The 23,243-nt window shown below is 60.6% G+C and carries 21 protein-coding genes, 1 tRNA gene and 2 pseudogenes; 17 read left to right on the forward strand and 7 right to left on the reverse strand.

Features of this window, described 5'->3' with window-relative positions:
• Positions 1-14: 14 nt before the first annotated feature.
• The 6 genes from SJQ66_RS20360 to SJQ66_RS20385 all read right to left on the reverse strand — a co-directional run bounded on the left by SJQ66_RS20360 (position 15) and on the right by SJQ66_RS20385 (position 5,438).
• The gene (locus SJQ66_RS20360) at positions 15-599 is read right to left on the reverse strand and encodes an LOG family protein (protein WP_024902178.1); all 585 of its coding nucleotides are present in this window, start codon (positions 597-599) and stop codon (positions 15-17) included.
• A 76-nt stretch (positions 600-675) separates the two neighbouring features.
• Complete coding sequence (locus SJQ66_RS20365; RefSeq protein WP_024902179.1) at positions 676-1,488, reverse strand: TetR/AcrR family transcriptional regulator; 813 nt, start codon at positions 1,486-1,488, stop codon at positions 676-678.
• A gap of 123 nt (positions 1,489-1,611) precedes the next feature.
• Positions 1,612-3,276, reverse strand: a complete 1,665-nt coding sequence (locus tag SJQ66_RS20370) for a dihydrolipoyl dehydrogenase (protein ID WP_082102586.1) — start codon at positions 3,274-3,276, stop codon at positions 1,612-1,614.
• Positions 3,277-3,397: 121 nt separating this feature from the next.
• A complete protein-coding gene (locus tag SJQ66_RS20375) occupies positions 3,398-4,384 on the reverse strand; it encodes a DUF3106 domain-containing protein (protein ID WP_024902181.1) in 987 nt (328 codons plus the stop codon).
• Positions 4,385-4,410: 26 nt separating this feature from the next.
• Entirely contained in the window at positions 4,411-4,872 is a 462-nt protein-coding gene (locus SJQ66_RS20380) for a DUF3619 family protein (RefSeq protein ID WP_024902182.1), read from the reverse strand.
• The gene (locus SJQ66_RS20385; protein WP_320535238.1) at positions 4,869-5,438 is read right to left on the reverse strand and encodes an RNA polymerase sigma factor; all 570 of its coding nucleotides are present in this window, start codon (positions 5,436-5,438) and stop codon (positions 4,869-4,871) included. Before SJQ66_RS20385 ends, SJQ66_RS20380 begins: the two co-directional genes overlap by 4 nt.
• Before the next feature lie 478 nt (positions 5,439-5,916).
• On the opposite strand from SJQ66_RS20385, the gene SJQ66_RS20390 reads away from it, so the two are divergent.
• From SJQ66_RS20390 to pssA, 5 genes and pseudogenes are all read left to right on the forward strand, one after another.
• Positions 5,917-7,791: an acetolactate synthase 3 catalytic subunit gene (locus SJQ66_RS20390; protein WP_081764785.1), complete on the forward strand. Its 1,875-nt coding sequence runs from the start codon at positions 5,917-5,919 to the stop codon at positions 7,789-7,791.
• A 134-nt stretch (positions 7,792-7,925) separates the two neighbouring features.
• Entirely contained in the window at positions 7,926-8,417 is a 492-nt protein-coding gene (gene ilvN / locus SJQ66_RS20395) for an acetolactate synthase small subunit (protein WP_024902185.1), read from the forward strand.
• 90 nt (positions 8,418-8,507) lie between these two features.
• Positions 8,508-9,524, forward strand: a complete 1,017-nt coding sequence (gene ilvC / locus SJQ66_RS20400; RefSeq protein WP_024902186.1) for a ketol-acid reductoisomerase — start codon at positions 8,508-8,510, stop codon at positions 9,522-9,524.
• A gap of 246 nt (positions 9,525-9,770) precedes the next feature.
• Positions 9,771-10,406, forward strand: a pseudogene (locus SJQ66_RS20405) (phosphatidylserine decarboxylase); the annotation flags it as partial.
• 247 nt (positions 10,407-10,653) lie between these two features.
• Entirely contained in the window at positions 10,654-11,505 is an 852-nt protein-coding gene (gene pssA / locus SJQ66_RS20410) for a CDP-diacylglycerol--serine O-phosphatidyltransferase (protein ID WP_046152914.1), read from the forward strand.
• Between the two features lie 92 nt (positions 11,506-11,597).
• On the opposite strand, the gene SJQ66_RS20415 is transcribed toward pssA, so the two are convergent.
• Positions 11,598-12,188 carry a hypothetical protein gene (locus SJQ66_RS20415; protein WP_244141663.1) on the reverse strand — a complete coding sequence of 197 codons (591 nt, stop codon included), beginning with the start codon at positions 12,186-12,188 and terminating at the stop codon, positions 11,598-11,600.
• Between the two features lie 382 nt (positions 12,189-12,570).
• Between SJQ66_RS20415 and rpsO the strand changes: the two genes are divergently transcribed.
• From rpsO to nuoF, 12 genes and pseudogenes are all read left to right on the forward strand, one after another.
• Complete coding sequence (gene rpsO, locus SJQ66_RS20420; RefSeq protein WP_024902191.1) at positions 12,571-12,840, forward strand: 30S ribosomal protein S15; 270 nt, start codon at positions 12,571-12,573, stop codon at positions 12,838-12,840.
• Between the two features lie 266 nt (positions 12,841-13,106).
• Positions 13,107-15,233 (forward strand): polyribonucleotide nucleotidyltransferase, encoded by a 2,127-nt coding sequence (gene pnp, locus SJQ66_RS20425; protein WP_320535239.1) that lies wholly within the window; start codon positions 13,107-13,109, stop codon positions 15,231-15,233.
• A gap of 608 nt (positions 15,234-15,841) precedes the next feature.
• The gene (tpiA, locus tag SJQ66_RS20430) at positions 15,842-16,585 is read left to right on the forward strand and encodes a triose-phosphate isomerase (RefSeq protein ID WP_046152912.1); all 744 of its coding nucleotides are present in this window, start codon (positions 15,842-15,844) and stop codon (positions 16,583-16,585) included.
• A 44-nt stretch (positions 16,586-16,629) separates the two neighbouring features.
• Positions 16,630-17,010 (forward strand): preprotein translocase subunit SecG, encoded by a 381-nt coding sequence (gene secG, locus SJQ66_RS20435; RefSeq protein ID WP_046152881.1) that lies wholly within the window; start codon positions 16,630-16,632, stop codon positions 17,008-17,010.
• 433 nt (positions 17,011-17,443) lie between these two features.
• Positions 17,444-17,528: transfer RNA gene (locus SJQ66_RS20440), tRNA-Leu, on the forward strand.
• A gap of 179 nt (positions 17,529-17,707) precedes the next feature.
• Positions 17,708-18,067, forward strand: a complete 360-nt coding sequence (locus SJQ66_RS20445; RefSeq protein WP_024902195.1) for an NADH-quinone oxidoreductase subunit A — start codon at positions 17,708-17,710, stop codon at positions 18,065-18,067.
• Between the two features lie 341 nt (positions 18,068-18,408).
• Positions 18,409-18,888, forward strand: a complete 480-nt coding sequence (locus tag SJQ66_RS20450) for a NuoB/complex I 20 kDa subunit family protein (protein WP_024902196.1) — start codon at positions 18,409-18,411, stop codon at positions 18,886-18,888.
• Between the two features lie 183 nt (positions 18,889-19,071).
• Complete coding sequence (locus SJQ66_RS20455) at positions 19,072-19,674, forward strand: NADH-quinone oxidoreductase subunit C (protein WP_024902197.1); 603 nt, start codon at positions 19,072-19,074, stop codon at positions 19,672-19,674.
• 83 nt (positions 19,675-19,757) lie between these two features.
• On the forward strand, positions 19,758-21,011 hold the full coding sequence (locus tag SJQ66_RS20460) for an NADH-quinone oxidoreductase subunit D (protein ID WP_024902198.1): 1,254 nt from the start codon (positions 19,758-19,760) through the stop codon (positions 21,009-21,011).
• Positions 20,995-21,216 carry a hypothetical protein gene (locus tag SJQ66_RS20465; RefSeq protein ID WP_024902199.1) on the forward strand — a complete coding sequence of 74 codons (222 nt, stop codon included), beginning with the start codon at positions 20,995-20,997 and terminating at the stop codon, positions 21,214-21,216. Before SJQ66_RS20460 ends, SJQ66_RS20465 begins: the two co-directional genes overlap by 17 nt.
• Positions 21,217-21,231: 15 nt before the next feature.
• A pseudogene (gene nuoE, locus SJQ66_RS20470) lies at positions 21,232-21,702 on the forward strand (NADH-quinone oxidoreductase subunit NuoE); the annotation flags it as partial.
• A 146-nt stretch (positions 21,703-21,848) separates the two neighbouring features.
• A complete protein-coding gene (gene nuoF, locus SJQ66_RS20475) occupies positions 21,849-23,237 on the forward strand; it encodes an NADH-quinone oxidoreductase subunit NuoF (protein ID WP_024902201.1) in 1,389 nt (462 codons plus the stop codon).
• Positions 23,238-23,243 lie beyond the last annotated feature (6 nt).

Raw genomic sequence — 23,243 nt, forward strand, 5'->3', positions numbered from 1 at the left:
GGCCGCCAATCGCGTCAGACTGCGTTGCGGCCGTCTGCCCATTTGTCCTGCTTGACGCGGCCCCGCATGTGCAGCGCGTTTAGCAGCGCAGCCGGATCGTGGTAAGACTGCAGCAGATCGAGATAAGCAGGGCGAATAAAGCCTTCGTCCGCCGTATGCTGGAGCATCGTGACAAGGGGGTCATAGAAACCCGCGATGTTCAACAAGCCCATCGGCTTGTCGTGATAACCCAACTGTGCCCAGGTAAAGACCTCGAATAATTCCTCGAGCGTGCCGCCGCCGCCAGGCATCGCGATAAAGCCTTCTGCCAGATCGGCCATTTTCTTTTTGCGCACATGCATGTCGGGCACGACATGCAATGCTGTCAGACCCGTATGCGCCACTTCCTTGTCGACCAGCAATTGCGGGATGACGCCAATCGCACGTCCACCCGCAGCCAGAATGGCATCGGCGATCGTGCCCATCAGCCCGACCCGTCCACCGCCATAGATCAGCGCGATATCGCGTTCGGCCATGGCTTGCCCCAACGCTTGCGCGCCGGCTTTATATTCGGAACGCGTACCGTAGGACGATCCGCAATAAACACATACTGATTGCATTATCGATAAATAGCGAAACGAAGAAATAAAAAAAGGAAGCGACCAGACCCAGGCTTCTCGGTCCGCGCGGCGCGCGCTATGCGCCCACGTGGCTGCCGTGACTGGCCGCGCCCGGCACGCCGACGCCGAACAACGCGGGCGTGGCGTCGGGCGGTGCCTGGCGCACCAGTTCATCAAACATCTGACGCGATTTGCCACGCAGATAAGGCGCCAGGATGGACAGGATCTGGCGGCTGACGCGCCGCAAGTCCTTGCCAATGGCCTGCTGATCATTGTACTGCCGGGGATTCATGACAAATTGATACGAGAGCCAATAAGTCGCAATGATGCCAATATTGGTTGCTATTTGGTCGATCTCCGCAGGCGATGCTTCCATTTCTCCGTCGCTCACCAACTGTTCGCACAGTTGCTGGGCGAAGTGCACCTTGCGTTCGACGATTTCCTTGAAATGTTTCTCGAGTTTTCGATTTCGGGCCAGGAGGTCGTTCAAGTCGCGATAAAAGAAACGATAGGTCCAGAGGAAATCGGCCATCTGTTCGAGATAATGCCATACCTCAGTAATGGTTGGTCGTTCGCGGTTGCTCTGCGTCTCATCGCGCGGGCGATGTTCCGCCGGCGGCAGCGATGCGTCAGACCTAGCCGGGGCGTTGCTCGCCGAACGGGGCGCGAGAAATTGCATCCGGGTGTCGAGTTCTTTCTCGAACTGCCGGAAAATGCTCTCGATGATGTCGTCCTTGTTGCGGAAATGGTAGTACAGATTTCCCGGACTGATTTCCATTTCCTCGGCGATCGTCGTCGTCGTGACGTTCGGCTCGCCGATATCGTTGAACAGCTTCAACGACAGCTCGAGAATGCGCTCGCGGGTGCGTCGTGGCGGTTTGGCTTCCATATAAATGTCGATACACTCGATGCGTCCGATTATACGCTCGGCATCTGGGCGGATCTGTGTATTACAGTGTCATTCGGAATTTACCGCGTTCGTGTACCGACGTATCGGAGTGAGCGATACGATTCATGTGCCAATCGCGTTGCTGAGCGGGGTTTCCGTTACCGCGTCGGCGCAATTGGCGGTGGCGCGCCGGGCCACGGTACGCGCCCGCATCGCCTCGCGCAAGGCGGTGCGTAATCCTTCCTCGAAGACCGGGTGATAGAAGGGCATGGCGAGCGTATCGTCGACGCTGAGGTTCTGTTGGATCGACCAGGCGAGCAAGTGCGCGAGGTGTTCCCCGGCAGGTGCGATCCCTTCCGCGCCGAGCAATGCGCCGCTATGAATATCGACATAGACGTGCAGCAGGCCGTGGGCGCGTTGCACGACCTGGCTGCGGCCCTGGTGCGCGAAATCGATCGAACCGGTCACGAAGCGGCGAGGGTCCAGCGACGCATACCGGGCGCCCACGCTTAATATCACCGGATCGCAGAATACCAGCGACATCGGGGTCGGCAGAGGCTGTGGTGCCACGACGCCATCCGGCGCGGCGACCCGCGCGGCGTTGTCGCCGGCGATGTGACCCTCGTTTGCGGCGTCGTTCAGCCAGGGACGCTGGCCGTCGACATCGCCCGCGATGAAGATGGGAAGCCGGGCCGGATGGGACGACGCATCGTCGCCGCTGGCGGCACGGCCGAGGCATTGCATCGTGCCCCCGTCGAAGAGGGGGACGCCGCGCTTGTCGGTGGCTACCGAGGTACGTTCCAGGTCGAGACCGTCGAAAACCGGTACGCGGCCGGTGGCCAGCAGCACACGATCGACATCGACATGCCGCTTGATCGTCGGTGCGTCACGGTCGCCGTGCGAGCCCGTCGTTGCGTTCTCTCCGGACGACGTCCAATGCAGCCGCGCGCCGCCTTTGGCGAGCCGCTCCGCATGCGGGGCGGTATGCGCGTGGATTGGCATCTGCGTGCGTAACAAGGCGAAAGCCGCGTCGCGCACGGCAGGGTCCTGGAGCGCCGCCAGATTGCCGTCCCGCCCGAACATCGTGACGGCTACCCCGAGCCGCGACAACGCCTGGCCAAGCTCCAGCGCAATCACACCGGTGCCAATGACGGCGAGACGGCGCGGCAAACTCGGCCATTCGAAGATATCGTCGCTGGTGCAGAGTGCCTCGCCAAGGGGCCGATATGCATCCGGAATCAGGGCTTTCGCGCCGGTGGCGATGACGGTGGCGCGGGTCTCTATATGATATCTGGGCCCATTGGGGTCGGCGAAGGGCGCTTCCGGTGTTACCAGCAGCGCGCGGTCGGAGAGAAAGCGCGCGCGCCCCTTCAACTTGTCGCTCGCTGGAAAATCATCGACGTCATCGATCACCGATGCCACGAAACGGTCGCGCTCCTTGCGCACGCGCGCCAGCACGCGCGCTCCGTCGCCCACCTCCGGAGCTTGCGGCAGCGTCACCCCGAAACCGTCAAGCAGTGTTGTGTCGTACATCGCGTTGGCCGCGGCGATCAGAAGTTTCGAGGGCATGCAGGCGCGTTGCGCGCAGGTGGTACCGTAGCTCTGGGCTTCCACCAGCATGACGCGTGCACCGCGTTTTTTCGCCGCGCGGTAGGCGGACATACCCGCCGAGCCTGCACCGATGACCACCACGTCCACCGCGAGTGAGACCGTCTCCTGGCTATCGGGCGCGTCAATGGGAGCGTGGGGCGGCACTATATGGTCGCGGGAATACGGCGCAGGGGGCATGGTGGCTCCAATGTGACAGGTGGTGGGCGTCGCGGTGGATGCCGTCCATGCGTGACGCATACGGAACGGGGATCACCCCTCATCACTTTGCCACGAATGGCGTAAATCGTCGGTCGGCGACTTAGTGCTGTTCGACCGAGGGTTCCGGCGAGGAAGGTGCTCGTGCCGGTTGCGCGGGGGGAGTGCCAGGGGCAACCAGGCTGGAGGCCGGGGCCGTTACGCCATTTGAATCACCCACCCGTTTCGCGAGATTCGGTGTACCACTGGCGGGTGTAGCACGCGTGCTGGAGCCAGGGCGACCAGAGTGCCGCGCGGGCCGCCGGGGTTCGGACGGCGGCGCGCTGACGACCGATGGTTGGCGACGCTTTTCCGCTGCGGCGAATTTCGCGCGTTGGGCCGGGGGTAAGGCCTCATAGGCCCGCCACGCCTGTTGCCGCGCGTTCGGCGGCAACACCCGCGACATCTCATAGTTTTCTCGGGCCAGGCGGCGCTGTTCCGGTGTCATTTGCGTCCAACGCAGCATCCGCTCATGCAATCGCTGCTGGGCATCGGGCGACATTCTGGGATATACCGACGCAATGGCAATCCACTTGCGTTTCTGTAGATCCGACAAGTGGGGCCAACATTCCGCAAAGGGCTGGAGTGCGTCCTGCTGTTGCGGCGTCATCGCTTGCCAGGTTGCGGGAACATCGTCGCTGACAGGTACTCGCACGATCGTTGGACGTCGCCCGGTCTCGCGCTTGGCACCGGTAGTGGGCGCGGTCGTGGCGTTCCCGATCGCGGCGCCGGGCGCTGCCAATGTCGAAGGCGTCCCGGATATCGCGCCTGGCGTCGTCGAGGGCTTGCCGTCGCCCGGCGTAACGCCTTGCGTTTCCGGCGCGGGAGCTATCGTCCCATCGCGGGCCACCTCGATGGCCGTCGCACCGGCTTCGTTTTCCGGCGGCAATTGCACGGTGACCACCGCTGGATGCCAGCGCGGCCACGTTGCAAGCACACAGACGGCCACCACGCACACGACACTGATGACGATGGTCGACAGGCGCGATGGCGCGAGCCCGACCGGGTCGCTCACCTTGGTGGCCACGCTGTCGGGCGGCTCATTCGCCATCCGTCGCCGATCGTCAAGGCGCTCGCTCACCGGTTGCGCGCCAGATATTCGTTGAAGCCGTGATCGAGGTAGGCATCCAGCGGCAGTGTGTCGCTCAACACCTCGGCGTCGAGGCTCGCCAGCTCAGCGATCTGGCGTTGATCTTCCCAGTGCGCGATGGCGGCAAGCGACGCAAGCAGCAGGGCGATCGGTACCCATAATTGCAGTCGAACACGGAAGGGCCGTGGTCCGCGCGCGCTGTCGAGGCCGGGCAGGCTACCCATTCCGGCACCCGCGAGCGCCGGCACGAACGTCGGAACGGGCGCGGCGGCGGTCTCCGGCTTCTTGCGTGCAAGCGCCATGCGCCGCGCCGCGGCAAGGCGCGCCGTCGTGTCGTTGGGGAGTGCGCGGGCGCCTTCGTCCAATGCCCGACGCACCTTGTAGGCAAACACCGCCTCGTTCAGTGGATCGCGTGATGCGCGACTAGACGGCTCTGCGACGTGGTTCATAATGTGATCCCCTTGGCGTGGAGGGCCTCGGCCAGCGCGCGCACTGCGCGCGAACAATGCGTTTTCACGCTGCCCTCCGAGCATCCCATAGCAGCCGCCGTTTCGGCGACATCCATATCTTCCCAATAACGCATGACGAACGCCTCCCGTTGACGCGCCGGCAGACGTTGTATCTCTGTTTCGATCACACCGACGATCTGGTCCTGGCTGACCTGATCCTCGCTGCTCGCCGAAAAAGACGTTGCCTGGGCATCTATGCGTTCCGCCGCGTCGTCCTCTCCTTCCTCGCGGGCCGCGGCGGAACGGAAGCTTGAAAACAACGTGATACGGGCGTCTCGGACTTTTTTACGGCGAAAGTAATCGAGCGCCGCCGTTTGCAGAATCCGTTGAAACAGAAAGGGTAGTTCCGCGGCGGGCTTGTCACCGTAATGCTCCGCGAGCTTGATCATCGCGTCCTGGACAATATCCAGCGCGGCGTCTTCGTCGCGGACGGCAAATAGCGTCTGCTTGAATGCGCGACGTTCCGCGCTTTGCAGGAAATCGCCTAATTCCTTATCACTGGCCATCCGCAGAGCTTAGCAAGACTTTCGGGAAGTTGGGGCAAACGTCTGAATTCATTGCGTCACCACGCGGCGGTCGCCTCGTCGTGAATTCACGTCAGTGGTCATGGTGACGCAGGGTGCGCCAAGTAACGCGCATGATCCGGCAAATGCGGGGATGGTACCAAATTTCGTCACCATTTCCCGGCGACGGGCAGTGTAGGAGGGCGCTGCGACGCCACGCCGCTTTTGATCCGCCTCTGGTGGGGCGGGTCGTTGGTGCGGCAGCCATATACACGCATTGTAGGGCGGACAAAAATAACTTGACTGAATGCGGTCATCTGACTATTGTGTTGGACTGTTTATCGCATCCATGTCCCGTAGTCGATCCGCCTATCCGGCTGATCAGCGCACTGGACGCCTCGTTCAAACCCGCGCCACAAGCGCGTGGAGAGAGCACCCGATCAATTTTTTGCCGAAAATTGCAAAGGCGACTTTAATGAATATGCCTCGCGCGGATATCGATCCGCACGCCGACAGCGTCCCAGCGCCTGCTTCCGCGAATCGGAACGCGCCCACCGCTGCACACGCTACCGCAACGAACCAACGTGATTCGTCGGTACGCTCCGCTTCTCTCCCGGTCTCCTCGGTGTCCGCAGAACCGTCAGACGCCTCTATCGGCGCCACGGTGTTACTGCGCGCGTTGCAGGAAGAAAACGTCGAATATCTCTGGGGTTATCCCGGCGGCTCGGTCCTGTATATCTACGACGAGCTGTACAAGCAAGACAGTATCAATCACCTGCTGGTGCGTCACGAGCAAGCCGCCGTGCATGCCGCCGACGCCTATGCGCGGTCGACCGGCAATGTCGGTGTTTGCCTGGTGACATCGGGTCCCGGAGTGACCAATGCCGTCACGGGGATTGCGACCGCCTATATGGATTCCATTCCGTTGGTGATCCTGTGCGGCCAGGTGCCGACGGGCAGCATCGGCCAGGACGCATTTCAGGAGTGCGATACGGTTGGCATCACGCGGCCGTGCGTCAAGCACAACTTCCTCGTGAAGGATGTGAAGGACCTTGCCGCCACGGTGCACAAGGCGTTCTACATCGCCCGTACCGGTCGACCCGGCCCGGTGCTGATCGACATTCCGAAGGACATTTCCCGCACGCCGCACGAATACGAAACGCCGAAGAATATCGCGCTGCGTTCCTACAACCCGGTGGTGAAGGGGCATGCGGGTCAGATCCGCAAGGCGCTGGCGCTGTTGATGACTGCGAAGCGGCCATATATTTATAGCGGCGGCGGCGTGATTCTGGCCGATGCGTCACGCGAGTTGAACCAGTTCGCGGACCTGCTCGGCTTCCCGGTGACCAATACGCTGATGGGCCTCGGTGGCTATCGTGCCAGCAGCAAGCAGTTTCTCGGCATGCTGGGCATGCATGGCACCTACGAAGCCAACATGGCGATGCAGCACTGTGACGTGCTGATCGCGATCGGCGCGCGTTTCGACGATCGTGTTATCGGCAATGTCGCCCATTTCGCCGAAGTCCCGCGCAAGATCATTCATATCGACATCGACCCCTCGTCAATCTCGAAGCGCGTCAAGGTGGACATCCCCATCGTGGGTGACGTGCGTGAGGTGTTACGCGAGATGATCGACCAGATGCGCGCAATGTCGGCCGGCCCGGATGGCACGGCGCTGGACGCGTGGTGGCAGCAGATCACGCAATGGCGTGACATCGACTGCCTCAAGTTCGATCGCGACAGCGAGATCATCAAGCCGCAATACGTGGTGGAGACGCTGCACCGCTTGACGAAGGGTGAGGCGTTCGTCTGCTCCGACGTCGGGCAGCACCAGATGTGGGCCGCGCAATACTATCCTTTTGATCAACCGCGCCGTTGGATCAACTCCGGCGGTCTGGGTACGATGGGATTTGGCTTGCCGGCGGCGATGGGCGTGAAAATGGCGCACCCGGACAGCGATGTCGTCTGCATCACGGGCGAAGGCTCGATCCAGATGTGTATCCAGGAGTTGTCGACGTGCAAGCAACACAACACGCCGATCAAGATCGTGTCGTTGAACAACCGTTACCTGGGTATGGTGCGGCAATGGCAGCAGATCGATTATCGCAAGCGGTATTCGCACTCCTACATGGATGCGTTGCCTGACTTCGTCAAGCTGGCCGAGGCGTATGGTCACGTTGGCATTCGTATTGAGCGTACGGCCGACGTCGAGCCGGCGCTAAAGGAAGCGCTGCGGCTGAAGGATCGCACCGTGTTCCTCGATTTCCAGACCGACCCGACTGAAAACGTCTGGCCGATGGTTCAAGCGGGCAAGGGCATCACGGAGATGCTGTTGGGGTCCGAGGATCTGAACTGAGGGTCATCAGCGGGGATGGCGCGTTGGCCCGCGGTATGGGAGTGGTTTGCCGGCAAAAGGCACAACGCCCGACCGCGGTCTCCGGCGCGCCGTGGACGCCCTTCGTGGCGGTTGACGGAAATAACGGGTGTGCGATGAAACACATTATCTCTATCTTGCTGGAGAACGAGCCGGGCGCGTTGTCACGCGTGGTGGGCCTTTTTTCGGCGCGCGGCTACAACATCGAGTCGCTGACGGTGGCCCCGACCGAGGACCGGTCGTTGTCACGGATGACAATTACGAGCATCGGCTCGGATGACGTGATCGAACAGATCACGAAGCACTTGAACCGCCTGATCGAGGTGGTCAAGGTGGTCGACCTTACCGAGGCCGGCCATGTGGAGCGGGAACTGATGCTGATCAAGGTCAGGGCGGTGGGGAAGGAGCGCGACGAGGTCTACCGGATGGCGGATATTTTCCGTGGCCGGGTCGTCGATGTCACCGAAAAGACGTACACGATCGAGCTGACCGGAGACAGCGCGAAGCTCGACGCGTTTATCGACGCGCTGGACCCGGCATCGATCCTCGAAACCGTGCGTACCGGATGCTCCGGCATCGGTCGCGGTGAACGAATCTTGAAGGTCTGACCGGCAGCGAACATCGGTGCCGGACACGCGGTCTGGTCCCGTTTCTGCCGATACTCGTATAACAGATTATTTATTTAGCGGAGCATGACAATGAAGGTTTACTACGACAAAGACGCCGACCTGTCCCTTATCAAGGGCAAGCAAGTGACGATCATCGGTTATGGCTCGCAAGGCCATGCACACGCGCTGAATCTGAAGGAAAGTGGCGTGAACGTGACGGTCGGCTTGCGAAAGGGTGGCGCGTCGTGGTCGAAGGCCGAGAACGCCGGCCTGACGGTCAAGGAAGTCGCCGATGCCGTGAAGGGCGCGGACGTCGTCATGATGCTGCTGCCGGATGAGCAGATCGCGGCCGTCTACAAGACGGAAGTCGAAAAGAACATCAAGGATGGCGCGACGTTGGCATTCGCGCACGGCTTCAACGTTCACTACGGCCAGGTTGTGCCGCGCAAGGACCTGGACGTGATCATGATCGCGCCGAAGGCACCGGGCCACACGGTGCGTTCGACGTACTCGCAGGGCGGCGGCGTGCCCCACCTGATCGCCGTGGCACAGGACAAGTCCGGCGCTGCGCGCGACATCGCGCTGTCGTACGCCACCGCCAACGGCGGCGGCCGCGCCGGCATTATCGAGACGAACTTCCGCGAAGAGACCGAAACCGACCTGTTCGGCGAACAAGCCGTGCTGGCTGGTGGGACCGTCGAATTGATCAAGGCGGGTTTTGAGACGCTGGTGGAAGCGGGCTATGCGCCGGAAATGGCGTACTTCGAATGCCTGCACGAACTGAAGCTGATCGTCGACTTGATCTACGAAGGCGGCATCGCCAACATGAACTACTCGATCTCGAACAATGCCGAATTCGGCGAATACGTGACGGGTCCGCGGATTGTGACGTCGGCGACGAAGGATGCGATGCGCGCGGTGCTGAAGGATATCCAGACCGGCGAATACGCGAAGCAGTTCATCCTGGAAGACCGTGCCGGTCAACCGACATTGCAGTCGCGTCGCCGTCTGACCGCCGATCATCAAATCGAGCAGGTGGGCGAGAAGTTGCGTGCGATGATGCCGTGGATCGCGAAGAACAAGTTGGTTGACCAGTCGAAGAACTAAGGCGAAGGCTTAGAAACCGACCGGCCGGGAGGCCTTTCCGGCTTTGCGATGGACGCGTCCTAACGCGCGTCAAGATGCCGTTCAGCGAATGCTGGATGGCATTTTTTTTCTCGTATCGCGTTTGCACGCCAACCCGGCCCGCCTTTTGCTATCCTTGAGCCTGGCGTCGCGTGTTGGCGCGTGACGGGGAATTGTTGTCGGTCCCGTCACGCCCGACTGCACCGATCAACACTCACCTCGATTTATATGAACTATCCTCATCCGATCATTGCCCGCGAAGGTTGGCCGTTTATCGGTATTGCCCTGTTGCTGGCGATACTGGTCCATGCACTGGGGGGCTTTGGCTGGGCTTGGCCGTTCTGGCTGCTGGTCGTGTTCGTCGTGCAGTTTTTCCGTGATCCGCCGCGGTCGATTCCAGCCGACCCGAACGCCGTGTTGAGCCCCGCCGATGGGCGAATTGTCGCCATCGAGACCGTGCTTGATCCGTATGCGCAGCGGGAAGCGATGAAAATCAGCGTGTTCATGAATGTGTTCAACGCACACTCGCAGCGCTCACCCGTAGATGGGACGGTGCGTCGCGTGCAATATTTCCCGGGTGCATTCCTGAATGCGGAGCTCGACAAGGCATCGCTGCAGAACGAACGCAATGCGCTGATATTTGACTTGCCGGGCGGCGTGGTGATCAGCTGCGTCCAGGTGGCGGGCCTGGTGGCGCGGCGCATTCTCTGTTACGTCCGGGAGGGTGAGACACTGAAGCGCGGTCAGCGTTACGGTTTCATTCGCTTTGGCTCGCGCCTGGATGTGTATTTGCCGCTGGGCGCACGTCCACGTGTTTCGATCGGCGAAAAGGTGTTCGCATCGTCCACGATTCTTGCGGAATTGGGGGAGCCGATAGCGGTCACGCCGGAAGCACCGTTCGCGACCGCACCGGCCGGTGCCACCGTGACGGATACGGTGGCCAGCCCGGTCAGTCCGACGTCACCGGTTCAGCCGACCAGCCCACTGACGTCGGCGGAACCGGTGGGTCAGGGCGTGGCGACCGCGCCGTTGGCGGGTGCAGCAGGTATCGCATCGGAGGTGGGGATTGGCTCTGAAGCCGCGCCGAAGTAAAGCCAAGCCCGGCGCGGAGCTGCAGGGGACGTTCCGTCGTCGCCCGCGCGGCTTCGGTCGGCGCTATGTCGATGACGCCGCACGGGGGGAGCCGCTTACGCCCCGTGAGCAGCGTCGTCTGGCGCGCCAGCAGTTCCTGCGCAAGCGTGGCATCTACCTGTTGCCGAACGCGTTCACGACGGCCGCCCTGTTTTGCGGCTTTTATGCGATTGTCCAGGCGATGAACCTGCGGTTCGAGTTTGCCGCGGTCGCGATTTTCGCCGCGATGGTGCTCGACGGAATGGACGGTCGCGTGGCCCGGATGACGCATACGCAGAGCGCGTTCGGTGAACAGTACGACAGCTTGTCCGACATGGTGTCTTTTGGTGTCGCGCCCGCGCTCGTGATGTACGAATGGGCGCTGCGGGATCTCGGGCGGTGGGGCTGGCTGGCGGCGTTTGTCTATTGTGCCGGTGCGGCCTTGCGGCTCGCCCGGTTCAACACCAACATCGCCGTTGTCGACAAGCGATTCTTCCAGGGGATTCCGAGCCCCGCGGCTGCGGCTCTGGTCGCGGGTTTCGTATGGCTGTCAATCGATAACCGATTGCCGGTCAGCTCGCACTGGGTGCCCTGGGTCGCCTTCGTGTTGACGATCTATGCTGGCGTAACCATGGTCTCCAACGCGCCGTTCTATAGCGGGAAGGCCCTGGATGTACGCTATCGCGTGCCGTTTGGCGTCATGGTGCTGGTGGTGGTCGCGTTTATCGCCATCTCGTCTGATCCGCCGATTGTCCTGTTCGGGCTGTTCGTGTTGTATGGATTATCCGGCTATGTATTCTGGGTCTGGTCCAAATTGCGTACGCGTGTGAAAGCGCCGGACGCGAGCGCTTGACCGATTATCCCGCAGTCGTCTAGCAGGCTGTGTGCAACGAAAAACGGCTCGCCATCATCGATGGCGAGCCGTTTTTCATGTGGCAATGCGTTTCAGCAAAGCTCGCCGAACCCAAAGCGTCGATCTGGATCATGCAGCGGATCGGGCGACTTTTGTGTGCCCTTCAGCACGCCGTTGTCGTCGAACAGGAAGACGAACATCGAATACCAGACTCCGGCGTCCATATACCGATAACTCCAGGCGGCCCGGTGCGAGAGCTGGAAGTATTGCTTGCAGACGGGCTGTCCAAAGTGGGAGAGCACATCCTGTTGCGTCCATTTGTCCGGGACAGCCTGATAAAAGTACGCGTTGTCGAGCACCTGCGCCACCTGTACCACCTTGCCGGACGCATCGATATCGACGGCGGTCGTGGTCTCGCCAAACGGCTGTGTTGGCCAAAGCAGGCGGGTAACGCCGTTGTCCAGCGGGTAACGCTCGCGCGGCTGTCCCAGCGTGGAATAGACTCGCGCCACCGGTGTGCCAGGCGGCAATTTCTGCTGTGGCAAGGCGCAGGCGGCCAGCGTGGCAAGCGCCGCGGTAGCGACAGACCACTGCATGACGCGCCGCCATCCCCGCAATCGCGGCGTGCGTTTGACGGCGTTGAAGACCTCGGGTGCGGTGGAATACCGCGACGGCCGGGTCATGCAACACGGGGAATCCCTGAAAAAGCGGGTCGCTACGCGGGAAATGAGCGGGCGGGCAATCGACATGGCTGGCCTGTTATTGTTGTCGGTCGGAATCGGATGCCTGCGCTTCGCGTACCCGGCATACCGTCGGCAATGGCTTTCCGGCCAATGGACGATGGCGACGTCGAAGCGGCATCTAACACACATCTTCGCATGATAAATAGCCTTTAGCCGGAAGGCGAGTTGTGGTAGACTCGGCGATTCAGTTTTGACCGATTTATGTCAGCGCGCGAAGTGTGGGCGGTTGATTCGCCAAGGCGCCGGCTCGGAAAAGCTGATACTCACGGCACGGCCTTTTCTTCCGTGACCGCATGTCCCTATAGGAAAACGAAGGAATATCATGTCTGTATCAGAGATCAATAAGACCGAAATTGTTGCGAAGTTCGCACGCGCGCCGAAGGACACCGGTTCGCCGGAAGTACAGGTTGCGCTGTTGACGGCACGTATCAATGAGCTGACGGTGCACTTCAAGGAACACAAGAAGGACCACCACAGCCGTCGTGGCCTGTTGGCCATGGTCAGCCGCCGTCGTAAGCTGCTGGACTACCTGAAGAAGGGTGATGCGGACCGTTATCGCAACCTGATCGAAAGCCTCGGCCTGCGTAAGTAAGTGATGAAGCGCGGTTGCCGGCGCTGAAATGAGTGCTCAATGCCTGTGTCAGCCTCCTGATACAGGCATTTTGTTTTTTCCAGAACGAAAACGCGCGTCCGCGGCATATTGCATCGCGGCGTCATGGCTAGCTTGCGCCAGTGCGCGGGCAGCGGACGCCTCCGAGCAGGTCGCGCGCCGGGGATTCCCGGTCGCCTGGGCAACAGGGCACGGTGGTTCCGCGTCCGATCGAGGGCGCCGCGCAGCCGCATATAAAGGAGTGGTACATGTTCAATAAAGTCGTGAAGGAATTCCAATGGGGCCAACACAAGGTCCGTCTGGAAACCGGTGAAATAGCACGTCAGGCAAGCGGCGCCGTCATCGTCGACGTCGAAGACACCGTCGTGCTGGCAACTGTCGTAGGTGCCCGTAGTGCAAAACCGGGTCAGGATTTCTTCCCGCTGACCGTCGATTACCTTGAGAAGACGTATGCCGCCGGTCGTATCCCCGGCGGTTTCTTCCGTCGCGAAGGTCGCCCGTCGGAGGGTGAGACGCTTATTTCGCGTCTGATAGACCGTCCGCTGCGTCCGCTGTTCCCGGAAGGTTTCTACAACGAAGTACAGGTCGTCATTCACGTCCTGTCACTGAATCCGGATGTGCCGGCCGATATCCCGTCGATCATCGGTGCGTCGGCGGCATTGGCGATTTCGGGCCTGCCGTTCAATGGTCCGGTGGGTGCGGCGCGCGTCGGATATATCGACGGTCAGTACGTTCTGAATCCGAACCGTTCACAATTTTCGTCATCGGACCTCGATCTGGTGGTGGCGGGGACGGAGACAGCGGTGCTGATGGTCGAGTCCGAAGCGGATCAGTTGCCGGAAGATGTCATGCTGGGCGCGGTGGTGTTCGGTCACGAGCAGATGCAGACCGCGATCGACGCGATCCATGAACTGGTCAAGGAAGGCGGCAAGCCCGAATGGGATTGGCAGCCGGCACCGAAGGACGAGGCCCTGATCGCAAGCGTCACCGAGATCGCGGATGCGCCGCTGCGCGCCGCTTATCAACTGCGCGACAAGCAACAACGCACGGCAAAGCTGCGTGAGGCGACGGCATTGGTCGAGCAGACGCTGAAAGAGCGAGCGGCGGCGTCGGGTACAAGTGCGCCAGACAGCACTGCCATTGGCAATGTGCTGTTCGATCTGGAGTCGAAGATCGTCCGTGGCCAGATCCTGAATGGCGAGCCGCGTATCGACGGTCGCGATACGCGCACCGTGCGTCCGATCGAGGTCCGTACCGGCGTGCTGCCACGGACGCATGGTTCTGCACTGTTCACGCGCGGTGAGACGCAGGCATTGGTCATCGCGACATTGGGCACGCAACGCGACGAGCAGATCATCGACGCGCTCGAAGGCGAGCAGCGCGATCACTTCATGCTGCACTACAACATGCCCCCGTTCGCGACGGGCGAAACCGGCCGTGTGGGTTCGCCGAAGCGCCGCGAAATCGGCCATGGCCGCTTGGCGAAGCGTGCGCTGGCTGCCTGCTTGCCGACGAAGGAAGCGTTTCCGTACTCGATCCGGGTCGTCTCCGAAATCACCGAATCGAACGGTTCGTCGTCCATGGCATCGGTCTGCGGTGGTTGCCTGGCAATGATGCATGCCGGGGTGCCGTTGAAGGCGCACGTCGCGGGCATCGCGATGGGCTTGATTCTGGATGCCGACACCAAGCGTTTCTCGGTGCTGACGGATATTCTAGGCGACGAGGATCACCTGGGCGACATGGACTTCAAGGTTGCCGGCACCGATGCGGGTGTCACGGCGCTCCAGATGGACATCAAGATCCAAGGCATCACCAAGGAAATCATGCAGGTGGCGTTGGCGCAAGCGCGCGAGGGCCGGATGCATATCCTGGGCAAGATGCGCGCGGCGGTGGATGGTGCAAATACGGAGTTGTCCGATTACGCGCCGCGGATTATCACGCTGAAGATTAATCCGGACAAGATTCGTGACGTGATTGGCAAGGGTGGCTCGGTCATTCGCGGACTGTCTGAGGAGACCGGCACGAAGATCGATATCAGCGACGAGGGCAATGTCACCATCGCCGGCACCAGCGCCGAAGGGATGGAAGAGGCAAAGCGCCGTATCGAAGCCATCACGGTCGATGTGGAAGTCGGCAAAACCTACGACGGTACCGTGTTGAAGCTGTTGGACTTTGGTGCGATCGTCAATATCCTGCCGGGCAAGGATGGTCTGGTGCACATCTCCGAAATCGTCCACGAGCGCGTCAACAAGGTCGGCGATTACCTGAGCGAAGGGCAGCAAATCAAGGTCAAGGTGATTCAGCTCGAAGAAAAGGGTCGAATCCGTTTGTCGATGAAGGCCTTGCTGGATGTGCCGACGCCCGCTGGCGAGTAATCGCGCGGCGACCGCTCCCGCTCCCGTCTACCCAAGTTGGGTGCAGGCCGGGGCCGGGCGTCGGCTGCGGTGGTCTGTCTGCCTGGCGATGCGTTGCGCGGATGCTGCGCCAATGAGGCAAAATAAGGGTCCGGGTCGACAGGTCCGGCACCCTGAATATCGGTTAGAACGCCGGTGTCGCAAGGTGCGGACACCGGCGTTTTATTTAGGCGAATGTCCCAGACTGTCGGGTCGTGCCGTCTTGTCGCCGAGACGGAGAACGCGTGCCCGGCGCCGGAGAACGTCCATCGATCGGAAAGGTGGCGTTGTTGACGTGTCGTTGAACGTTGAATTGACCAGCCCGGTTCCGGCGTCTTACAATGCCGTGTTTTGGTCCGGATTTTGTGCCCGCCTGCCGCAAAGGGCGTTGCGATCGTGTCCGTCGCAACGTTTGTGGGTCTTGCGAAGGCTTGGGTCCGGCCGCCGCGAACCGCGCTTCCCCGATTTTTAATCAGAGAGAGCGAATCGCCATGTCCGAACAAGTCAAGAGCCCCCAGACGTCCGTTGGTCACGCTCATGCGCATCCCGCCGATGCGGGGCGTACCCGCTGGGTGGTGGGTAACTGGAAGATGCACGGCAGTCTTGCATCAAATGCCACGCTGTTGTCGGCACTGGCCGATACTGTCGGCAGGCAGCCGGCGGCGGAGGCCGGCGTTGCAGGCGGCGTCAAGGTAGGCGTCTGTGTGCCGTTTTGTTATCTCTCGCAAGCGCAGCAAGCGCTTTCCGGGTCCGCGGTTCGATTGGGCGTCCAGGATATTTCCGGCCACGCGCTCGACAAGGGTGCTTATACCGGTGAGATCTCCGCGGCGATGGTGCGGGAATTCGACGTGACATTGGTCATCGTTGGTCATTCCGAGCGCCGCACGTTATTGCGTGAGAGCGATGCCGCGGTGGTCGCGAAGACCCGACAGGTGTTGGATGGTGGCATGACGCCGGTGGTGTGTGTGGGCGAGACCCTGGCGGAGCGGGAGGCGGGGCGTACCGAAGCGGTTGTGGGCGCGCAGCTCGATGCGCTGCTGTCGGCATTCGATGCCGGCCAATTGCGACGCATGGTGTTTGCTTATGAGCCGGTCTGGGCGATTGGTACCGGCAAGAGCGCAACGGCGCAACAGGCGCAGGACGTGCACGCATTTCTGCGCGCGCGGCTCGTGGCGAAGAATGAAGTGTTGGAACAGGTGGCGTTGCTGTACGGTGGCAGCGTGAAGCCGGGGAATGCCGCCGAGTTGTTCGGACAACCGGACATCGATGGTGGCTTGATTGGCGGTGCGGCGTTGGTGGCAGATGATTTCATTGCCATCTGCCGTGCGGCATAGTGTGATTTTTACTTGAGGCATTCGACACGTCGAATGACATACGCATGGTGTTGTTGAAGTCCCTGATCATCGTCATCCAGGTTTTGTCCGCCCTTGGCGTCATTGGCCTCGTGCTGGTGCAGCACGGCAAGGGCGCCGATATGGGGGCGGCGTTCGGCAGCGGCTCTTCCGGCAGCCTGTTCGGCGCCTCGGGTTCTTCGAACTTCCTGTCGCGCACGACGGGCGTATTGGCCGCGCTGTTTTTTATCTGCACGCTGGCGTTGACCTACATGGGTAGCGCCAATCGTGAAGTGGCGTCGGTCGGCGTGATGGGTGCCGCGCCTGCGCCGGTGACGTCAGTGCAGGCAGGTTCCGCGCCTGCGGCGGCCAGTGCCGCAGGTGTGGCCCCGTCGTCGACCGTGCCGGGCCAGGATGTGCCGAAGTAAGGGGTGCATGTGTTCATTCCGCGTCGTAGCGGGCGTCAGGTAAATATGGTGCCTGCCCGTTTTCTTCGCCGGATCAAGGCGATCCGTCTGGTGTGTATTTAACGATCTCGTTCCGATGTAAAAATTGCGGATTGTGATTGAATAATCATACGAGAGGCGCTACAATTTTGGTCTTGTCGCGGAGCGAAGACGGTTCGTTAGACACAGATTGTGCGTAGATGCGGAAAGATCCGGATTGCCTGTGCAAGGCGAGAACGATTCAAGCGCGGTGCTTGATATGGTCTGAAGGTGCTTGCTGCTGCCGTTTGTATCGCAATCGAAAATGGATTATTAAGCGTTGCGATGCAGCAAACCGTCGCGCATCGGAGTAAGATACCCGTGGCTTTGCAAGATCATGGGTAGCAGCAAGTAGCGCAAGTAGTAGAACGTTTTAGCCGACGTGGTGAAATTGGTAGACACGCTATCTTGAGGGGGTAGTGACGCAAGTCGTATGAGTTCGAGTCTCATCGTCGGCACCATGATTCAGACAATGCCAGCCTGTTGCAGAGACGCTTCGGCTGGCATTGTTTTGTGAGGCGTAGGATCATTTGCCCGAAGTGGGTGAATGGTGTCAGGGTGGTGCGGTCTAGGCCGTGACCATCATTACGCGCCGAAGCGCTTTGCTGTCAGCGCGCACTACTATCAAAAGAGGATTGCCGTGAACCTCGCACCCTATTTCCCCGTATTGTTGTTCATAATCGTGGGTGTCGCACTGGGTGGTGGTCTCATCACTGTCGGCAAACTTGTCAGTCCTCATAAACCAGATGTCGAGAAAAACGCACCATACGAGTGCGGCTTCGAAGCATTCGAAGACGCGCGTATGAAGTTCGACGTGCGCTATTATCTGGTCGCCATTCTCTTCATCATCTTCGATCTCGAGACCGCTTTCCTGTTCCCATGGGGGGTATCACTGCGCGACGTCGGTTGGCCCGGGTTTGCTGCGATGATGGTGTTCATCCTTGAATTCATCCTGGGTTTCGTCTTCCTCTGGAAGAAGGGCGCGCTGGATTGGGAGTGAGCAGGATCGTGGGAAGGGGTGATAATAAACGTGTCGGCCGTATGACGTGTCGCGGTGCGGGAAACGCAAGGTAGGCTGTTTCTTTAAGCGGCCTGCGGTATTGCAGCGCAATACGCTGCGCGTTGTAGTGGGCGGGCAGGCGTCGTGCCGGATCCTGGGCGACGAGTAGAAAGTGAGGGACGGTATCGCCAACCGATGTGAGCGAAGCGCACGCATCGGTTCGACGGACCGGCGGCAGAGTCGGCCGGTTGCATACGACGTGAGTAGACCACGAGTCGACGACGGGCCGCGGCGTGTGTTTCGCGAGATGCCACCGCATCTTGCGGTACCAGGAGTCAGGAATGAGTATCGAAGGGGTCTTGAAAGAGGGGTTCGTCACCACCTCCGCAGACAAGCTGATCAATTGGACGCGTACCGGCTCGTTATGGCCGATGACGTTCGGGCTTGCCTGTTGCGCGGTGGAGATGATGCATGCCGGTGCCGCGCGCTACGATCTGGATCGTTTTGGCATCGTGTTCCGCCCCAGTCCACGTCAATCCGATCTGATGATCGTCGCCGGCACGCTGTGCAATAAAATGGCGCCAGCATTGCGGAAAGTCTACGACCAGATGGCCGAGCCGCGGTGGGTGCTCTCGATGGGCTCCTGCGCGAATGGCGGCGGCTACTATCACTACTCCTATTCGGTCGTCCGTGGTTGTGACCGCATCGTACCCGTGGATGTCTATGTGCCCGGTTGTCCGCCCACTGCTGAGGCGCTGATCTACGGCATCATCCAACTTCAGGCGAAGATCAAGCGGACGGCGACCATTGCGCGCCCATAACGCACAGCAGGCAGGTGGCCGGGCGGTAGTGTGCGCATTGTCAGCCAGGTTTCCCGCGCCGACGCATGCGATCGTCTCGTCACGCGCGATTGCCTGTTGGCGTCGTACAGGACCGCCGGCGCGTTGCTTCGCCGCGTATCGGCCGCATGATGCTCGTGGCCCAAAACAGCGTCTGTTTCCACTATGACAAACAAACTCGACACTCTGCAAGCCGCGCTCGAAAGCGCTTTGGGCGACAAGATCGTTCATCTCGTCTCATCGCTGGGACAAGTGACGCTAACGGTAAATGCCGGAGATTACCTGAAAGTTGCTGAGACTTTGCGCGACAATTCGTCGCTGGCTTTCGCGCAGCTGTCGGATTTGTGCGGCGTGGATTACTCTGCCTACGGAGACGGGGCCTATGAAGGGCCCCGTTTCGCCGTGGTCGTACACCTTTTGTCGCTAGAGCATAACTGGCGGCTGCGTGTCCGGGTGTTTGCCCCGGACGATGATATGCCGATGGTGCCGTCGTTGATCGACGTCTGGCGTTCCGCGGATTGGTACGAGCGGGAAGCCTTCGACCTGTTCGGGGTGGTCTTCGACGGTCATCCGGACCTGCGCCGGATCCTGACGGACTATGGGTTTGTGGGTCATCCGTTCCGCAAGGACTTTCCGATATCGGGTTATGTGGAGATGCGCTACGACCCCGACCAGAAGCGCGTGATCTATCAGCCGGTGACCATCGAGCCGCGCGAGATCATTCCGCGTGTGATCCGCGAGGATCTGTATGGCGGGCTGAAGCATTGAGTCGTGGGATGGAGAAGCGCGCGGGATGATGGCGTACGCCGCAAGATGAATACAACGCGGCTGAATTGGAAGTGGGGCCTCGCATGGCAGATATCAAGAACTACACGTTGAACTTTGGACCGCAGCACCCGGCAGCGCACGGGGTGCTGCGCTTGGTGCTGGAGTTGGATGGCGAGGTGATCCAGCGTGCCGATCCGCATATCGGCCTGCTGCATCGCGCAACCGAGAAGCTCGCGGAGTCGAAGACTTTCCTGCAGTCGGTTCCGTATATGGATCGTCTCGACTATGTGTCGATGATGTGCAACGAGCACGCCTATGTCATGGCGATCGAACGGCTGTTGGGTATCGACGTGCCCATCCGTGCGAAGTACATCCGTGTGATGTTCGATGAATTGACGCGCTTGTTGAACCATTTGATGTGGATTGGTTCGCACGGCCTCGATGTCGGCGCGATGGCGTTGATGCTGTATGCGTTCCGCGAGCGCGAGGATCTGCTCGATATCTATGAGGCCGTGTCGGGCGCGCGGATGCACGCAGCCTATTACCGTCCGGGCGGCGTATATCGTGATCTGCCGGAGTCGATGCCACAGTACAAGGCATCGAAGGTGCGCAACGCAGCGGCGTTACGCCGCTTGAATGATCAACGTAGCGGCTCGGTACTCGATTTTATCGAGGACTTCACGAATCGCTTTCCGCATTACGTCGATGAATACGAGACACTGCTGACCGACAACCGGATCTGGAAGCAGCGGTTGGTGGGCATTGGCGTGGTGTCACCGGATCGGGCATTGCAACTCGGCTTGACCGGCGCGATGCTGCGCGGCTCGGGCATCGAGTGGGATCTGCGTAAAAAGCAGCCATATGAGGTCTACGACAAAATGGACTTCGACGTGCCGGTGGGTACGAATGGGGATTGCTATGACCGTTATTTGGTGCGAATGGAAGAGATGCGCCAGTCGAATCGGATCATCAAGCAGTGCATCACCTGGCTGAGGGCGAATCCGGGGCCGGTGATGATCGACAACCATAAGGTGGCGCCGCCGTCTCGGGTAAACATGAAGAGCAATATGGAGGAGTTGATCCACCATTTCAAACTCTTCACCGAAGGTTTCCATGTGCCGGCGGGTGAGACCTATGCGGCAATCGAGCACCCCAAGGGCGAATTCGGCATTTACCTGATTTCGGATGGTGCAAACAAGCCGTACCGCCTGAAGATCCGTGCCGGCGGTTTCGCGCACTTGTCGGCATTCGACGAGATGGCGCGGGGGCATATGATCGCGGATGCGGTCACGATCATCGGCACGCAGGATATTGTGTTCGGTGAAGTCGACCGCTGAGCTGCAGGTCGGCGTGGCGGTATGGCAGGCGGTGAACAAGAGCAGCATTGTGGCTTCGTGGGGTGCGGGTCCGGTTCGGCAGCAGATGCCGTCGGACCGTCGCGAAGAGAATCAAACCAGGGCAGCAAACCAGGAATGCAAACCGGCGCGCGCCACCGTCCATGAGGCGGTGGCGAGGTGCAGCGGGGAGCGCCTGACTGAATAGCGAAAGAAGACGATCATGCTTTCTGCTGAAGCGATGAAGGAAATCGACCGCGCGGTCGCCAAGTATCCGCCCGAACAGAAACGCTCGGCGGTGATGGCCTCGCTTGCGGTGGCCCAGGACGAACTGGGCTGGGTATCACCCGAGGTGATGCGATTCGTTGCCAACTATCTCGGCATGCCGGCGGTAGCGGTGCAGGAGATCGCGACCTTCTACAACATGTTCGATACGCGTCCCGTCGGACAATACAAGATCACCCTGTGTACGAACCTGCCATGCCAGTTGCATGATGCCGATGACGCGGCAACGTATCTGAAACAGAAATTAGGGATCGATTTCAATGAGACCACGGCCGATGGCCGGTTCACGCTGCGCGAAGGTGAATGCATGGGCGCTTGCGGCGATGCGCCGGTCTTGCTGCTGAACAACCAGAAAATGTGCAGTTTCATGAGCCGCGAAAAGATCGACGCGCTGCTGGCCGAATTGTCTGCCGCGCCGTTGAGGACGACGGCCGGTGGCGGGCATCCGGTTGATCATGCCGCGGACGCGCGGCTTGCGGATCATGCCGACCATGATGGTGCACATGCAACGCTGAATGAGCGTCCGGCTCCCATGCCGCGCGAGGAGACGGCACGATGACCTCCCTGCACGATCGACATATCGCCCCCTTGATTCTGGCGGGCCTGACCGGTGACAACTGGGATTTGAAGGGTTATGAAGCGCGTGGTGGCTACAAGCAACTGCGCCGGATATTGGAAGAGAAGATCCCGCCGGAGCAGATCATTGCCGACCTGAAGGCATCGAGCCTGCGCGGTCGCGGCGGCGCGGGCTTCCCGACGGGCCTGAAGTGGAGCTTCATGCCACGTCAGTTTCCAGGGCAAAAATATCTGGTATGCAATTCGGATGAAGGTGAGCCGGGCACGTTCAAGGACCGCGACATCCTGCGCTACAACCCGCACGCCCTGATCGAAGGCATGACGATCGGCGCATATGCGATGGGCATTACCGTCGGCTATAACTACATCCACGGCGAGATCTTCGAGGTTTACCGCCGTTTCGAGGAAGCGTTGGAGCAGGCGCGTGAAGCAGGGCTGCTGGGAAACAACATCCTTGGTACCGGTTTTTCGTTTCAACTGCATGGGCACCACGGCTATGGTGCATACATCTGCGGTGAGGAAACGGCGCTCCTCGAGTCACTGGAAGGCAAGAAAGGCCAGCCCCGCTTCAAACCGCCGTTTCCGGCCAGCTATGGCCTGTTCGGCAAACCGACGACGATCAACAACACCGAAACATTCGCGGCGGTGCCGTTCGTGCTAGGCGTGGGGCCGCAGGCTTACCTGGAGATGGGCAAGCCGAACAATGGCGGCACGAAGATTTTTTCGGTGTCTGGCGATGTCGAGAAGCCGGGTAATTACGAGGTGCCGCTCGGTACGCCGTTCGCCAAGCTGCTCGAACTGGCCGGCGGCATGCGCAACGGCAAGAAGTTGAAATCGGTGATTCCCGGTGGATCGTCGGCACCGGTGGTGCCGGGTGCGCTGATGATGGAAACCGATATGGACTACGACGCAATCGCGAAGCAGAAGTCGATGCTCGGGTCGGGTGCGGTGATTGTCATGGACGAAACCCGCTGCATGGTGCGCGCACTGCTGCGGCTGTCGTACTTCTATCATGAGGAATCGTGCGGTCAATGCACGCCCTGCCGTGAAGGTACGGGCTGGCTGTATCGCATCGTCAACCGGATCGAACATGGCAAGGGCCGCAAGGAAGATCTCGATCTGTTGAAGTCTGTTGCTGACAACATATCGGGTCGGACCATTTGCGCGCTCGGTGATGCCGCCGCCATGCCGGTCCAGGGAATGCTGCGTCACTACTGGGACGAATTCGAATACCACGTCGCGAACAAGCGCTGCCTGTGCGGGCCCGGTGCCGAGGGCGCCTTCACCGGATTGGTGGGGGCGGCCGGGGCGGAACCGGCGGCATCGGACGCGAGCAAGCAGTCGGCGCTCGCCACTGCGCAGGCCTAACTGAGT

The sequence above is a fragment of the Robbsia andropogonis genome (assembly GCF_034047095.1).
In the GTDB taxonomy this organism is placed as follows: Bacteria; Pseudomonadota; Gammaproteobacteria; order Burkholderiales; family Burkholderiaceae; genus Robbsia; species Robbsia andropogonis.

Coding starts and splice junctions, on each gene's coding strand:
- nuoF (WP_024902201.1), top strand. CDS start 21,849: ATGACCTCCCTGCACGATCGACATATCGCCCCCTTGATTCTGGCGGGC.
- SJQ66_RS20450 (WP_024902196.1), top strand. CDS start 18,409: ATGAGTATCGAAGGGGTCTTGAAAGAGGGGTTCGTCACCACCTCCGCA.
- SJQ66_RS20415 (WP_244141663.1), bottom strand. CDS start 12,188: ATGACCCGGCCGTCGCGGTATTCCACCGCACCCGAGGTCTTCAACGCC.
- SJQ66_RS20370 (WP_082102586.1), bottom strand. CDS start 3,276: ATGCCCCCTGCGCCGTATTCCCGCGACCATATAGTGCCGCCCCACGCT.
- pnp (WP_320535239.1), top strand. CDS start 13,107: ATGTTCAATAAAGTCGTGAAGGAATTCCAATGGGGCCAACACAAGGTC.
- SJQ66_RS20365 (WP_024902179.1), bottom strand. CDS start 1,488: ATGGAAGCCAAACCGCCACGACGCACCCGCGAGCGCATTCTCGAGCTG.
- SJQ66_RS20360 (WP_024902178.1), bottom strand. CDS start 599: ATGCAATCAGTATGTGTTTATTGCGGATCGTCCTACGGTACGCGTTCC.
- SJQ66_RS20390 (WP_081764785.1), top strand. CDS start 5,917: ATGCCTCGCGCGGATATCGATCCGCACGCCGACAGCGTCCCAGCGCCT.
- tpiA (WP_046152912.1), top strand. CDS start 15,842: ATGCACGGCAGTCTTGCATCAAATGCCACGCTGTTGTCGGCACTGGCC.
- SJQ66_RS20375 (WP_024902181.1), bottom strand. CDS start 4,384: ATGGCGAATGAGCCGCCCGACAGCGTGGCCACCAAGGTGAGCGACCCG.
- ilvN (WP_024902185.1), top strand. CDS start 7,926: ATGAAACACATTATCTCTATCTTGCTGGAGAACGAGCCGGGCGCGTTG.
- rpsO (WP_024902191.1), top strand. CDS start 12,571: ATGTCTGTATCAGAGATCAATAAGACCGAAATTGTTGCGAAGTTCGCA.
- ilvC (WP_024902186.1), top strand. CDS start 8,508: ATGAAGGTTTACTACGACAAAGACGCCGACCTGTCCCTTATCAAGGGC.
- SJQ66_RS20455 (WP_024902197.1), top strand. CDS start 19,072: ATGACAAACAAACTCGACACTCTGCAAGCCGCGCTCGAAAGCGCTTTG.
- SJQ66_RS20385 (WP_320535238.1), bottom strand. CDS start 5,438: ATGGCCAGTGATAAGGAATTAGGCGATTTCCTGCAAAGCGCGGAACGT.
- SJQ66_RS20380 (WP_024902182.1), bottom strand. CDS start 4,872: ATGAACCACGTCGCAGAGCCGTCTAGTCGCGCATCACGCGATCCACTG.
- secG (WP_046152881.1), top strand. CDS start 16,630: ATGGTGTTGTTGAAGTCCCTGATCATCGTCATCCAGGTTTTGTCCGCC.
- SJQ66_RS20460 (WP_024902198.1), top strand. CDS start 19,758: ATGGCAGATATCAAGAACTACACGTTGAACTTTGGACCGCAGCACCCG.